Source organism: Spirosoma sp. KCTC 42546, assembly GCF_006965485.1.
Lineage (GTDB): Bacteria > Bacteroidota > Bacteroidia > Cytophagales > Spirosomataceae > Spirosoma.
The window spans coordinates 7,598,556-7,612,670 of record NZ_CP041360.1 but is presented as its reverse complement, the minus strand read 5'-3'; the positions used below and the strand labels follow the sequence as shown (position 1 = coordinate 7,612,670).

Below are 14,115 nucleotides of genomic sequence, written 5' to 3'. Positions count from 1 at the left end.
TAGTTTTAGGATAAGGGTTGTTTAGGGGGCCATGACAAAAAACACAAAAAATTACTTGCTCAATTTCCCTTCGAGCATCTTAATATAATACCCACCTACAACCGAGCGGGCCTGAAAACCAACCTGTTTGGCGTTGGTGGTCTCGTGCCAGTCGGAGAGCGGTACCCGTGAAGGTGTTTCGTTGACGTATTTCCAGACGGGCTTGATGAATGCTTCGAAATCGCGGTCCGACTTGGCGAGCGTTGCCGTCCACATAATCCAGTCCGACTTGGTGTACGTTTTACGACTATCTAAGGGCAGGCCGTATGGCTTTTGCTTGGTCAGGTAATAGGCAATTTCGGTTTGTGTGACCTCGGTTGGGAATACATTTAGATTCAGGAGTTTATCCCAGACCAGGTTGTATTTCTGACTCCAGGAGTCAGTAGGATTCTCAAATGTTAAGTCGTAATGCACCTTATCCGAAGGCGTTTTATCCAGAGCGAGCTGTTGCCATTTAACGGCCATATCGCGCGCCATTTTCAGGTAACTCTCCGATGTAGCTTTATCGCCCAACATCGCAGCCATCTTTCCGTAGGAAGCAATACCTAAAATGGCTTTTACGGATAGGTTCGCGTTTCGGGCAATATGACCCGCAAAGTCATCAGTACAGAGTTGATTGGCGGGGTCGAAACCGTCTTTTTTGAGGTAGTCAACCCAGGTCGTCAGGGTTTTCCAGTGTTGTTTGGCATAGTTGGCGTTGCCTTCGGCTCCGGCAATGGCACCGGCCAGGATAAGCATATTACCGCTCTCTTCAACGGGCATATCTTCGCCGTAGGTCTGGCCGTTGGCTTGCGGATAGGTTCCCACGTCATGTGCCGCAAACGGCTTTTTCCAGCGCCCACTTTCCGAATACTGGAAAATTGGCTCCATCATACCCTTCAATAGCGTCGGATTGTAGAGCAGAAACAGCGGAGCCGAGGGATAGGTAATATCCACTGTACCAATAGAGCCGTTAGAGAAATTCTCTTTCGACAGAAAAAGCGTTTCTCCTTTTGGGCCAGCTACAATTTTGTGGGCGGCAATGGCCTGACGGTAGGCCAGTACGCACAAATCCGCATAATCTGTACCTCCCGCTTTTCGGGCATCGGAACGGAGTCGATCATCGAATTTTGAACATTTCTGGCGCAGTCGATCATAGTCTTTCTCGGCGGCTTGCAATAGGGTGGGCATGTTCGTTTTCTCATCCCGACGCCACCAGGGACGCAGGTTCTGCTTGAAATACTGCACCGAATACAAGTCGTCATAGGCCAGCATCAGATGCTTTTCTGCCGATTTCGTTACGTTGCCAAAATCGAGGACGCTGGCAACGGCCACATCGGCCGCGGCTCGGGGTTTATTGCCCGGTACGGCCGCTTTGTTATCGGTTGGGAGCTGCCCATTCATCAGAAAGGCGTGTTTCAGGCCCGGAGCCATGCCATTGGCCGTTTGATTGCCCCGTTCTTGTGGAGCCGCTAAATAGGCGTACCCCCAGTCGATGCGCACATTATCGCCTTTCTTCGCGAGAAGAGGTTGCGCTTCGGTGCCTACTGTCTGATAAATTAGGCCGGGTGCCTGCCCCGCTTTCATCACCACTTCCTGACCGACCGTATTGGTCGCCATCGTGCCAGATTCACTCAAATAAACCTGTACCGAATGCGACTTGCGATCCTGGGAGCGCACCTCGAATGTAACGTACGTAATGGGCCGGGCAACCACTTCCAGTTCGTCTAGCAGTAAGGGCGACATGAAGGTAACTGCCAGATTTACAGGCCCGGCCGTGAAGGTGTAGTTGGTTTGTGTGGCCGATACCGTCACGCCCGTCTGAGTTGCGGTTGAGATAGCCGATTCGGTAATGGGGTTCAGAATGCCCACATCGATAATCGATCCGCCCCGCGGACTCACGCAATGGACTGCCAGCACGTTTTTGCCTTTTTGCAAGGCTTTCTGACCCGCTGCCGATAAGGGCAGGTAGATATATTCGTTGACGTAATCGGGCTTGTCGAGAATTTTGGTGCCGTTCAGATAAACGACCACATCATCGTCATGATTGATAGACAGCAGGAGTTTGGCCGGGTCGGCTTTACCATCATAAGTAAACTCACGCCGAACGTAAATGCCGTCTTTCATACCCGCATTATCACTATTGGTCCATTTGGTTTTAGCCTCGGGCGTATCGCCGAATGGTCCTGGCCCTGTTTTCCAACCGCTGGCGTTGAAGTCGGATTTCTCCCAACCGGCTTCGGGTTTGGTGAGGGTGTATTGCGCTGTGTAGGCTTTCTGTTCAGCCGTTGGTAAAATGGCTTCATAAACAGTGGGTACGGCTCCCAGAAACTGGTATGCCTTTCCATCGACCCGAATAATGCCTTCCAATGATTGAGGTTTGCCCGTCCAGTGGCGCGTAGGCGAATCGGTGAGTTTATCCGTCATACTCCAGAGACTGAAATAAGGATCGTGGGTGATGAGCGGATAAGCGGGTGGACGTAGCGTCTGGGCATAGGTATGCCCGAATGACAGCGCAAAAAGGGATAGAAATAGCAGGTGGAGATTGGGATTTTTACGCATTAAAAAGTTTGTTTTGGGGGAGCTTCCATCGTAGCTAAGTAAATGAATAATGTAAAACGTATAATGGATAATCACAAACCTTACTGACCAACTGATTATTCATTGTACATTATTCATTTTACATTGTCCATTTACCTTCTATAAGCCAACGGAATGGGCTCCTTTACTTATTAGAGATGGATTTTGACTTGGTGATCACACCCACGATGGGCCATTCTGAAAATTAAAAGTAAGGCAAAAAAATGGCTTGTTGCATAAAATAGGCCTCATATGCACTGCTAAAGGGGAATGCTTTATGCAATAAACGCACTAGTTGCATAAAGCATCGTTCATCAATATAATTTCATGTGTTTGTCAGGGTAGAACTGGTAAATCCGTTACTTCTTTCAGCCGAATCTAAACTCTTACATTTCTTTTCATTGACGATGAAACAGGTAATTGTACTGGCTATTGGGCTGTTAGTCATCGGCCTGGCATCGGTGTCGTTTGCGCAGCAGATTTCTAAGGAGGAACTGATCTTCCTAACGCCCGACTGGAAAGGTGAACGCTTCCCGGACGGACGGCCGAAAGTGCCGGACGCCATTTTGAAGCGCATGAAACTGGTGACCCACGAAGAAGCCTGGGCCGTCATGAAGGGCGAAAAATATCGATACCAATACGCGGGCGATTGGCAAACGATCAACCCGGATAGCGTATTGGTAGGTCGTGCCCTCACCGCTACGTTTATGCCCGGTCGACCGGATGTGCATCGGGTTACGGACGAGAAAGGACATACAAAAGATGGTCGTGTAAAATCGCAGAATGCCTGGCCAATCGATATGCTGGTCAGGGGAGATGTGTATGTGGTCGATCAGTTTGGCATGCACGAAGATGGGCCAACCATTGGCGACAATCTGGGTAATTCCATTTATGCCAAAACGGGCAACGGGATTGTCTACGAAGGTGCCGTTCGGGATGTAGCCGGGTTGAAGGAAATTGGCGGATTTACCTCTTATTTCAGGAGCTACCACCCGTCGCACCACAATCCTGAGGGTGATCTGAACACAACACTGGTAGGCATCAATCGCCCAACGCGCATCGGAAAAGTGATGGTGATGCCGGGCGATGTGGTACTGGGTCGCGACGGTGGCGTGGCGTTCATTCCGCCCCATCTGGCCGAAAAAGTGGTGAAAACCTCCGAGATCATTCGGTTGCGTGACATGTTCGGTCACTTGCGACTACGGGAGCAGAAATACACGCCGGGTCAGATTGACTCGCGCTGGTCGGATGAGATTGAAAAGGATTTCTCGAAATGGCTCAACGACCACGTGAGTGAACTCCCCGTTCCCAAAGAGCAAATTCAGGATTACCTAAAAACCCGTACTTGGTAAAACAGTATTCGGTTTACGGTTTGTAGTTTACGATTGACTATCACAAGAATACTGCTAATGCGTCAGCCAACCGTAAACTATAAACCGTAAACCATAAGCCTTTTTCTACTCATGACAACATCACGACGTTCCTTTTTGACAAAGAGTGCCTTAGCCGGTGTGTTTAGTGCCAGCGCGTTAGCCAGTTTCGGTGAGGGGCTGGAAACAGCTGTTCATCACGCGCCCCAATCGTCCGCGCCATCGGACCTAAAAATCACCGATATCAAATGCGGTTATATCCGCAATGGGCACAGCCTGTTCGTCAAGATTCACACCAATCAGGGAATCTGGGGCTGCGGTGAAGCCGTCGATGCTTCGGTCGGGACCTATCACCTGGTGAAATTGATGGGCGAACGGATCAAAGGCAAAAGCCCACTCAATGTCAACCGACTGTTTGAAGATGTTCGAAAGTCCGGCTTTTTTGAGGGTGCTCAGGCGGGTATGTATATATCGGTGCTGTCGGCTGTGGAAACGGCGCTCTGGGATTTGACTGGAAAAGCCTTGGGCATGCCAGTTTATCAATTGCTGGGCGGGAAGTTTCGCGACAAAATTCGGGTGTACTGCGATACAGGGGCCTATCGCGAAACAGACACGAGTGCTGAAGCCTTCGGGAAAAGCGCCAAGAAAGCCGTCGATATGGGCTTCAACGCGGTAAAGTATGACATTGACGAACGCAACGACCCCAACAAATACGACGCCTACAACTGGACAGCCAGCCAGGGCGAACTGGAGCGGATGTACAACCAGATTGCCGGTGTCCGTAAAGCCGTTGGCCCGAAGGTTGACATCTGCGTAGACATGCACGGACGTTATGATATGACCACGGGTCGGCGGGTGGCTAAACTGATGGAGCCACTAAATCTGCTGTTTCTGGAAGAGCCCATCCCTGCCGAAAACCCGGAAGCGTATAAGCAAATTCGGGAAGCGTCGAACACGCCCATCTGCGCGGGGGAGAACCATTATCTGGCGCATGGATTCCGCAAACTCCTCGAAATCGGAGCCGTCGACATTATCATGCCCGATTTGCAGAAAGCGGGTGGCCTGGGCGAAGGGCAACGGATTGCCAACTTAGCCAATCTCTATTACGTGCCTTTTGCGCCACACATGGTAGCGTCGTATCTGGGTGCGATGGCATCGAGCCACGTTTGTGCGTCGGTGCCCAACTTCCTGATTCTGGAATGGCAGATCTATTTCCACGAGGAGCCCATGTTCAAAGAAATCGTCACCTTCGACGGGCCGATGGTGGAGAAAGGCTTCATTCCGCTATCCAATAAACCGGGCATTGGGGTGGAAATCAACGAAGAAGGCATGAAGAAATACGCACCGAAAGACGTTCCGTTTTTTGTGTAGATGTTGTTACGTATCTGTGGCGTCAGGTTCTTAAACCTGACGCTGGTAGGTTTCTCAAAACCTACTGTTGACCTTTAGGTTTTGAGAAACCTACCAGCGTCGGTTATAAGTAACCGACGCCACTTTCAAACAACTTCAGTATCTAACCAGGATGAATGTTTTTTACTGAAACTCATTGATCAAATTTTCCATTGACAACCAAACCTACTCCTGTATCTGCTGTGCTCCCGAGTTCAATGGGTGGCGCGCCAAGTTCAAGCAATTATCGCTGGATAATTGTCGGTCTTCTCTTTTTCGCAACAACCATCAACTACCTCGACCGGCAGGTGATCAGTCTGTTGAAGCCAATCCTGGAAAAAGAGTTTAGCTGGACCGAATCCGATTATGGCAATATCGTAACCGTCTTCACTTTTTTCTACGGAGCCAGTACGCTATTGGCCGGGTACATCATCGACCGGATTGGTACTAAAATTGGCTACATCGGGGCTATTCTGGTCTGGAGCTTTGCCGCAATGGGTCATGCCTTGGCAGGTGGTACGGCTGGGTTTATGGTTGCTCGTGCACTGTTAGGTATTGGCGAAGCAGGTAACTTCCCGGCTTCCATCAAAACCGTGGCCGAATGGTTTCCACAGAAAGAGCGGGCGCTGGCGGTTGGCATATTTAATTCAGGAGCCAATATTGGTGCCGTAGTTGCCCCTGCTATTGTTCCCTGGATTGCCCTGGTTGCGGGTTGGCAAATGGCCTTTATTGCAACCGGTGCACTGGGATTTGTCTGGATCATTGCCTGGTGGTTTTACTATGAAGTGCCCGCTCGACACAAGCGGGTGAGCGCGTCAGAACTGGCTCATATTACCGGAGAGCAAGCCGTTGAACCCTCCGTGGCTGGCGATGCCGCTGCTACTGATCTTCTTGCCGATACGACGCCAACGCGCTACCCAATCTTCGCCAATCGCGCTATTTGGGGATTCATGAGTGGAAAACTCCTAACGGACCCCATCTGGTGGTTTTTCTTGTTCTGGTTGCCATCTTACTTATCGAACATCTATCACCTGGATTTGAAAAAATTAGGGGCTCCACTGATCGTCATTTATCTGGCGGCTACGATTGGTAGCGTTGGCGGTGGCTGGTTATCATCTACGTTAATCCAGAAAGGCTGGCACCCAACGCGGGCTCGTCAGTGGGCGATGGCTTTATTCGCGATCTGTATTACACCAGTTATGGCTATTAGCCAAATGGACAGCATGTGGCCGGTAATTGCCATTTTATCGTTGGCCGTGGCGGCTCACCAGGCGTGGTCGGCCAATATTTTTACCGTCGCTGCCGATCAGTTTCCGAAGCAGGTATTGAGCCGGGTAGTTGGTTTAGGAACGATGGCCGGGACCCTGGGCGGTGCCGTTTTTCCGTTGCTCGTCGGGCGTATTCTGGATCACTACAAAGCCTTGGGAAGCTTGTCGGAAGGGTACTACATCATTTTTTATATCGCTGGTTTGGCCTATTTAGTCGCCTGGGCCATGCTCTATATTTTCGTTTTCAGTCGTGCTTCTTTAGTGAAGTCAGGTTCTTAAACCTGACTTGTGTCTGATGACGCGATCGTCTTCGTTCGCGCCATCGCTCAGATCATTAGCTATGAAAAACAACACCTACTTGTTCCCGTTTTGTCGATTCATCGGTTGGGTATGCGTGCTTGTTGGTTTGCATAGCCGCAACACCAATGCCCAGGCACCCAATTTCCAGAAAATGTCGCCGGAAGAACGGACTGCGTACATGAATAACGTGCGGGTGGCCAGTCAGGCCGATTGGCAGACGATGATGGATAAGCTCAATCTGAAACTGCCAGCATTACCTCCGCCTGCCGACGATCCTAAACGCCCATCGCACGTTAAGCCCAAAGAAGGTTCAACGAACTGGTACGACGAAGCAGGAAACACGCACGTTCGGTCGGGTTGGGGCAATTGGACGAATTATGAAGAGTCTAAAGCGAATGACTATACCCTTCCTGATCCGCTAAAACTGAAAAATGGCAAACCGGTAAAAGACGCCAACACCTGGTGGAAGCAGCGTCGCCCCGAAATCCTGAACGAGTACCTAACCGAGATTTACGGAAAAACGCCGACGAATACACCCAAGGTAACGTTTGCGCCTTCGGGAATCGATAGCACTGTACTCAGTGGGAAAGCGCTTCGCAAAAACATGTTGGGCAGCATTGATAATTCCCGGTATCCATCAGTAACCCCCAGCATCCCTGTTACGTATTACCGCCCGGTCAATGCATCGGGCAAAATTCCGATGATGGTCATTGTCTGGGGTTCATTTCCGCAACCTATGGCAAACATCGAAAAACTGATTGATGCAGGCTGGGCGGTGGCAACGGTAAACACCGGGGCCATTCAGGCAGACAATGGAGCGGGTTTGCATGAAGGAATTATTGGCCTGATGAACGGGGGCAAAGACCGCACTCCCGACGAATGGGGTGTATTGGCTGCCTGGAGCTGGGGGCTCAGTCGTGTCCTCGATCATTTTGAGAAAGACAACACGATCAATGCCAAACAGATTGGAGTGCAGGGGCATTCGCGCTGGGGTAAAACCGCCTTGCTGACCGGAGCCCTGGACCCGCGTTGGGCCATTGTTTTTGCGAGTTGCTCAGGCTCATTGGGTGCTTCGCTGGAAAAACGAAGCTGGGGCGAAACGATCGACAACGTAGCGGGTCCGGGCGAATACCACTGGATGGCAGGTAATTTCCTGAAATATGGTGGAAACTGGGCCGCCATGCCGGTCGATGCGCACGAGTTGATGGCGCTCATTGCTCCCCGACCCCTATTCATCACAGGCGGTACAAAAGATAGTTGGGCCGATCCCAAAGGCGAATTTATGGCCTGTGTGGGAGCCAGCCCGGTTTATGAATTACTCGGCAAAAAAGGCGTGGGTACAACCGAAATGCCCGCGCCCGATGTCTCCCTGATACATGGCGAATTAGCTTTCCGAAACCACGAAGGTGGTCACGTCGATTCGCTCGACTGGCCTGTGTTTCTGGAGTTTGCAAATAGACAATTTAAGTTAAAAAAATAGCAATTCTGTTTTTGTCATGCTGACGAAGGAAGCATCTTAAGTTTTCCATACAAGTATATCATGGTAAATTGAGATGCTTCCTTCGTCAGCATGACAAAAACTAATTCAGGGATATGAATTATGGGAATGTTACAAACCATGCGCTGGTTCGGGCCGAATGATCCGGTTTCGCTGATGGATATTCGGCAGGCGGGTTGCACGGGTGTTGTTACGGCGCTGCATCAGATTCCGGTGGGTGACCTGTGGACGGTCGAGGCCATTAACGAGCGCAAACAACTGGTTGAATCGGTCAATCAACGCTATGTGCCCTTGCACTGGGCCGTAGTCGAAAGCCTGCCTGTGCACGAAGATATTAAAAAAGGTCGGCCATCGAGAGAAGGTTATATTGAAAACTACAAACAGTCGATTCGGAATCTGGCCGCCTGTGGCATCAACACGGTTTGCTATAATTTCATGCCGGTGCTGGACTGGTCACGTACGAACCTGAATTACGAAATGCCCGATGGGTCGCGGGCGCTCCGGTTCGTTTGGGAAGACTTCGCGGTATTCGATTTGTGCATCCTCAAACGCCCCGGTGCGGAAATCGATTACGAGCCCGAAATCATTGAATCGGCCCACCAGAAATTCAGCCGAATGACAGACGACCAGATAACCGAATTGTCGAACATCGTTCTACTGGGTTTGCCCGGTTCAGAAGAAGCCTTTACACTTGATACGTTTCAGGGTTTATTAAACGAATACGCCACTATTGGCGATGCTGAACTTCGGACGAATCTGTATTATTTTATTCAACAAGTTGCCCCCGTTGCGCAGGAAGTAGGCGTCAATTTGTGTATTCACCCCGATGATCCGCCACGCCCATTGTTGGGTCTTCCCCGTGTCGTTAGCACCGAGTCCGACTTAGCGCAACTAATGGCGGCCAGTGATGTAACGGCCAACGGTATTACCTTTTGTACGGGTTCCTTAGGTATCCGGCCTGATAACGATCTGCCCGGCATGATCCGTCGCTTCGGTGAACGTATTCACTTCATTCATCTGCGAACCACCAAACGTGAAGTAGACCCACGGAACTTCCACGAAGCCGACCATCTGGCAGGCGATGTGGATATGTATGCGGTTGTGAAGGAAATTGTGCTGGAGCAGAAGCGACGCTCAACAGCGGGTGTTGGTGTAACCACGATTCCCATGCGCCCTGATCACGGTCACCAGATGCTCGACGATCTGCATAAAAAGACGTACCCCGGTTATTCAGCCATCGGCCGATTGCGGGGTTTGGCAGAGTTACGAGGTCTGGAAATGGGCATTGAACGGAGTTTGTAAAGGTTTTGAAACTGGCGCGAGTATTTACTCGTGCCTTTTCATGAGCGCCAGTATTCACTGGCATGCTATCAAGTTAAGCGTCAGCAAATGCTGACGAAATGGAAAGACACGGGTGAATACCCGCGCCAGAAAATCAGAAAAAATGAAACGATTGATATGTTGCCTGCTACTCATTAGCACACTTTCCTACGGCGACGATGGTTATCGCCTTTGGCTGAAATACGACTTGATTAAAGACGTAGCCAAACGAGAAGAGTATGCCCGTTCATTCCAGTTTATTGCCGTCAGTAATCAAAGTCCGATCTTGATGAATGCAGCTCAGGAATTACAACTCGGGTTACAGGGACTACTAGGTAAGTCAGTGCCGATCATTACCGATCTTGGCAAGCGAAAAGGTGGGGTTTATCTAAATGAACATAAAGACTTTAGTAACCATATTAATTATAAAGATGATGGTTATGCGATGTCGAATAGTGATAATATCTATATACTGGCGAACAAAGGAGTAGGAGTACTTTATGGAACGTTTGCCTTGCTGAGATATATACAGACGGGCCGGTCATTAACAAGCCTGCCTTTAATCAATATCCCCAAAGTCCAGTATCGTCTGCTCAATCACTGGGACAATACCAACGGAACCATCGAACGTGGGTATGCCGGCGAATCGCTCTGGAAATGGTACGAGTTGCCTGCAACGGTTGACCCGCGTTACCGCGATTACGCCCGTGCCAATGCCTCGCTGGGCATCAACGGTACCGTTGTCAATAACGTTAACGCGAGTGCCCGCTTTCTAACCGCTGAGTATTTAGAAAAGGTTGCTGCCTTGGCTAACGTCTTTCGGCCTTACGGTATTCGAATTTACCTGTCAGTTTATTTCCCCGCTCCTAAAGTCATTGGCGGCCTAAAAACCGCCGATCCGCTCGATCCCGAGGTGCGGAAATGGTGGGCCGACAAAACCAAAGAGATTTACAAACTCATTCCTGATTTCGGTGGATTTCTGGTCAAAGCCAACTCCGAAGGTGAACCTGGGCCGCAGGATTATGGACGTACCCATGCCGATGGAGCGAATATGCTGGCCGACGCCCTCGCACCTTACGATGGTATCGTGATGTGGCGCGCCTTCGTCTACAAAGCCGACCCGAAGGCCGATCGATTCAAAGCCGCACACGAAGAGTTTACGCCACTGGATGGTAAATTCGACAAGAAGGTGATCGTCCAGGTGAAGAACGGCCCTATTGATTTTCAGCCACGTGAGCCGTTCTCGCCACTGTTCGGGAATATGCCCAAAACGCCCCTGTCGATGGAGTTTCAGATTACGCAAGAGTACACGGGCTTTGCAACGCATTGGGTGTATGAAGCGCCGATTTTTAAAGAATGCCTGGATACCGATACCTACGTACATGGGAAAGGCTCACCATCCGGTGGGGCAACGGTGGCCAGTGTTGTTGATGGTAGTCTTCATAACTATGCCATGACCGCCATTGCGGGCGTAGCCAACACCGGCTCCGACCGAAACTGGACCGGTAACCCGATGGCACAAGCCAACTGGTACGCCTACGGGCGACTGGCGTGGGATCACACCTTATCGTCAGAAGCCATTGCGAACGAGTGGGTTAAAATGACACTCACGAGCGAGCCAAAAGCGGTCAAGACCATTACGAACTTGATGCTTAAATCAAGAGAGATTTACGTCGATTATAACACGCCCATCGGTTTGTCACGTCCCTGGTCGGGCGTGCACTTTGCCCCCGAACCCTGGCAGGAAAAAAGCCCTCGTCCCGACTGGACTGCCATTTATTACCATCGGGCCGATTCTATTGGGCTGGGTTTTGATCGAACAGCAACGGGGAGCAATGCATTGGCACAATACCGGCCAGAAGTACAACAGAAATGGAATAACCCCGAAACTTGCCCGTTACCGTATCTGCTTTGGTTTCACCATGTGCCCTGGACAAAGAAACTAAGCTCTGGCCGAACGCTCTGGGATGAACTCTGCACCCGCTTCTACACTGGTGCCGATTCGGTTGGCTGGATGCAGCAGCAGTGGGCGCAGGTCAAACCCGCCGTCGATCCAGCTATTTTTGCCGATGTAACGGGTCGTCTGGCTACCCAGCACAAGGAAGCCATCTGGTGGCGCGATTCCTGGGTGCTGTATTTACAGACGTATTCCAAACAACCCATTCCGGCCCCTTTCCCGAAACCGGAACGGACGCTGGACGATGTTAAACGCTTATCCGAAATTTATAAATTACGCTAGTGGAACAAGTACAAACTACCCAGCCCGACGGTCAGTCGTCGCCCAATTATTCCGTTTTTTCGCTCGAAGGTAAGTTAGCGCTCATCACAGGAGGAGGCAGCGGTATCGGTCTCGATATTGCCCGTTGTATGGTGCAGGCTGGGGGTAGTGTTGTTATCACCGGTCGGCGGGAGCAACCTCTTCAGGAGGCCGTTGCATCGTTGGGCGAACGGGCGCATTATATGGTCAATGACGTAACAGATCGGGCTTTGCTAGATGATCTGGTCGAACGGATCGAAGCTACCTATGGCCCAATCGATACGCTGGTGAACAATGCCGGGGTTAACATGAAAAAGCCCGCATTGGACGTCACCGATGAGGATTTTGACCGAATCGTACACACAAACCTGAATTCGGTTTTTAGCCTGACGCGGGAATGTGCCAAGCGGATGATGGCCCGTCAACGGGGTTCTATTATCATGATTTCGTCGATGGCCGCCTATTACGGTATCGACCGGGTGGCCGCTTATGCCGCGTCTAAATCGGGCGTTGAAGGCATGGTAAAAGTGCTAGCGTCGGAGTTCTCCGGCAACGGTGTTCGGGTGAATGCCATTGCACCGGGCTTTATTGAAACAGCCATGAGCAAGACCGCCATGGGTGGTGATCCCGACCGCTTCGCCCGTGCCATGCGCCGGACACCGATGGGGAAATTTGGTCAACCCGAAGACATTGGCTGGGCGGCCGTTTTCCTGGCCTCCGAAGCCGCGAAATACATCACTGGTGCTTCGCTGCCGGTAGATGGGGGGAATTCGATTGGGTTTTAAAAACGCTAACTTCCCCTCACCCAAAACGGGAGAGGGACAAAGTTGGATTGTTGTGTGGTGTCGGTTTCTTAAAACTGACATGTGCGGTTTCTCAAAACCATCTGAATCAAATTGTACCACGCGGTTTTGAGAAACCGCTCGATGTCAGTTTTAAGAAACTGACACCACAAACCTACGATCATGACTCAACGCTTCATCTACTCCGCACTTCTAGGCACTACGCTTCTGCTTGGCACAGCCTTAAAACCACAACTGGCAGAGCCAACGCTCAAAGACGCGTATAAAAACTTCTTCCCTATTGGCGTCGCCGTTGGGCCGCGCAACCTGGTTGGTCCGGAAGCGGAGTTGATCCTTCGGCAGTTCAATAGCCTGACAGCGGAAAACGCGATGAAAATGGGGCCGATTCACCCTGAGGAAAATACCTACAATTGGAAAGACGCCGATGCCATTGTCGACTTTGCGAAAAAACATGGGCTGAAAGTACGTGGGCATAACCTGTGCTGGCATCAACAAACCCCGAAATGGCTGTTTACCGATGCGGAGGGTAAACCGGTATCGAAAGAGGTTCTCCTGAAGCGACTGAAAGACCATATCACGGAAGTGGTTACGCGCTACAAAGGCAAAATCTATCAGTGGGATGTGGTCAACGAAGCCATCGACGATAATGCCCAGAAGTTTCTGCGGGATTCGCCCTGGTCTCAAATCTGCGGGGATGAGTTCATTGCCAAAGCCTTCGAGTATGCCCACGAAGCCGACCCAAACGCGCAGCTTGTGTATAACGACTACAATACCGAACGTCCCAGCAAGCGCGACCGGATCTATCAGCTTCTAAAAAAATTAGTCGATGCGAAAGTGCCTATTCATGGTGTAGGTCTGCAAGGGCACTGGTCAATCTATGAGCCGGGCGAGTTAGCTTTAGAGACTGCCATTGATAAATTTTCGTCGTTGGGATTAAAAGTACAAATAACTGAGTTGGACGTGTCGGTCTATCCCGCGGAGCAGGGCGACCGACGAGCCAAACGCCCTGATGAATCGGATGCGTTCACGCCCGACATGGAGCAAAAGCAAATGGAACAGTACCGAAATGTGTTCCGGATTTTTCGGGAAAAGAAAAAGGCCATCACAGGCGTAACGTTTTGGAACGTATCGGATAAACACTCCTGGCTGGATACCTATCCCGTTGCAGGCCGGAAGAACTACCCGCTATTATTCGATGCCAATCTGAAACCAAAAAAGGCATATTATGAAGTTGTGAAATTTTAAGCCGCTGTTTCGGGCATCATCAAGACTTCACTTACTTTGGGGGTTTTTCGCTCTCGCTCTAAATTTT

The 14,115-nt window shown here is 50.6% G+C and carries 9 protein-coding genes; 8 read left to right on the top strand and 1 reads right to left on the bottom strand.

Annotated features, from left to right (window positions below; translation table 11 throughout):
- Positions 1-51 precede the first annotated feature (51 nt).
- Complete coding sequence (locus EXU85_RS30975) at positions 52-2,580, bottom strand: glutaminase family protein (protein ID WP_142775790.1); 2,529 nt, start codon at positions 2,578-2,580, stop codon at positions 52-54.
- 425 nt (positions 2,581-3,005) lie between these two features.
- Here EXU85_RS30975 and EXU85_RS30970 point away from each other — a divergent pair, with 425 nt between their 5' ends.
- The 8 genes from EXU85_RS30970 to EXU85_RS30935 all read left to right on the top strand — a co-directional run bounded on the left by EXU85_RS30970 (position 3,006) and on the right by EXU85_RS30935 (position 14,048).
- Positions 3,006-3,950, top strand: a complete 945-nt coding sequence (locus EXU85_RS30970) for an RraA family protein (RefSeq protein WP_142775789.1) — start codon at positions 3,006-3,008, stop codon at positions 3,948-3,950.
- Between the two features lie 111 nt (positions 3,951-4,061).
- Positions 4,062-5,339 (top strand): mandelate racemase/muconate lactonizing enzyme family protein, encoded by a 1,278-nt coding sequence (locus EXU85_RS30965; protein ID WP_142775788.1) that lies wholly within the window; start codon positions 4,062-4,064, stop codon positions 5,337-5,339.
- A gap of 236 nt (positions 5,340-5,575) precedes the next feature.
- Entirely contained in the window at positions 5,576-6,904 is a 1,329-nt protein-coding gene (locus EXU85_RS30960; RefSeq protein WP_142776893.1) for an MFS transporter, read from the top strand.
- Between the two features lie 61 nt (positions 6,905-6,965).
- Entirely contained in the window at positions 6,966-8,405 is a 1,440-nt protein-coding gene (locus EXU85_RS30955) for a S9 family peptidase (RefSeq protein ID WP_142775787.1), read from the top strand.
- Positions 8,406-8,525: 120 nt separating this feature from the next.
- The gene (uxuA, locus tag EXU85_RS30950) at positions 8,526-9,725 is read left to right on the top strand and encodes a mannonate dehydratase (RefSeq protein ID WP_142775786.1); all 1,200 of its coding nucleotides are present in this window, start codon (positions 8,526-8,528) and stop codon (positions 9,723-9,725) included.
- A 142-nt stretch (positions 9,726-9,867) separates the two neighbouring features.
- Positions 9,868-11,982, top strand: a complete 2,115-nt coding sequence (locus EXU85_RS30945; RefSeq protein WP_142775785.1) for an alpha-glucuronidase family glycosyl hydrolase — start codon at positions 9,868-9,870, stop codon at positions 11,980-11,982.
- Positions 11,982-12,785, top strand: a complete 804-nt coding sequence (locus EXU85_RS30940) for an SDR family NAD(P)-dependent oxidoreductase (RefSeq protein WP_142775784.1) — start codon at positions 11,982-11,984, stop codon at positions 12,783-12,785. Before EXU85_RS30945 ends, EXU85_RS30940 begins: the two co-directional genes overlap by 1 nt.
- 180 nt (positions 12,786-12,965) lie before the next feature.
- On the top strand, positions 12,966-14,048 hold the full coding sequence (locus tag EXU85_RS30935) for an endo-1,4-beta-xylanase (RefSeq protein WP_142775783.1): 1,083 nt from the start codon (positions 12,966-12,968) through the stop codon (positions 14,046-14,048).
- Positions 14,049-14,115: the final 67 nt, after the last annotated feature.

Coding starts and splice junctions, on each gene's coding strand:
- EXU85_RS30975 (WP_142775790.1), bottom strand. CDS start 2,580: ATGCGTAAAAATCCCAATCTCCACCTGCTATTTCTATCCCTTTTTGCG.
- EXU85_RS30935 (WP_142775783.1), top strand. CDS start 12,966: ATGACTCAACGCTTCATCTACTCCGCACTTCTAGGCACTACGCTTCTG.
- EXU85_RS30965 (WP_142775788.1), top strand. CDS start 4,062: ATGACAACATCACGACGTTCCTTTTTGACAAAGAGTGCCTTAGCCGGT.
- EXU85_RS30970 (WP_142775789.1), top strand. CDS start 3,006: ATGAAACAGGTAATTGTACTGGCTATTGGGCTGTTAGTCATCGGCCTG.
- uxuA (WP_142775786.1), top strand. CDS start 8,526: ATGGGAATGTTACAAACCATGCGCTGGTTCGGGCCGAATGATCCGGTT.
- EXU85_RS30955 (WP_142775787.1), top strand. CDS start 6,966: ATGAAAAACAACACCTACTTGTTCCCGTTTTGTCGATTCATCGGTTGG.
- EXU85_RS30960 (WP_142776893.1), top strand. CDS start 5,576: ATGGGTGGCGCGCCAAGTTCAAGCAATTATCGCTGGATAATTGTCGGT.
- EXU85_RS30945 (WP_142775785.1), top strand. CDS start 9,868: ATGAAACGATTGATATGTTGCCTGCTACTCATTAGCACACTTTCCTAC.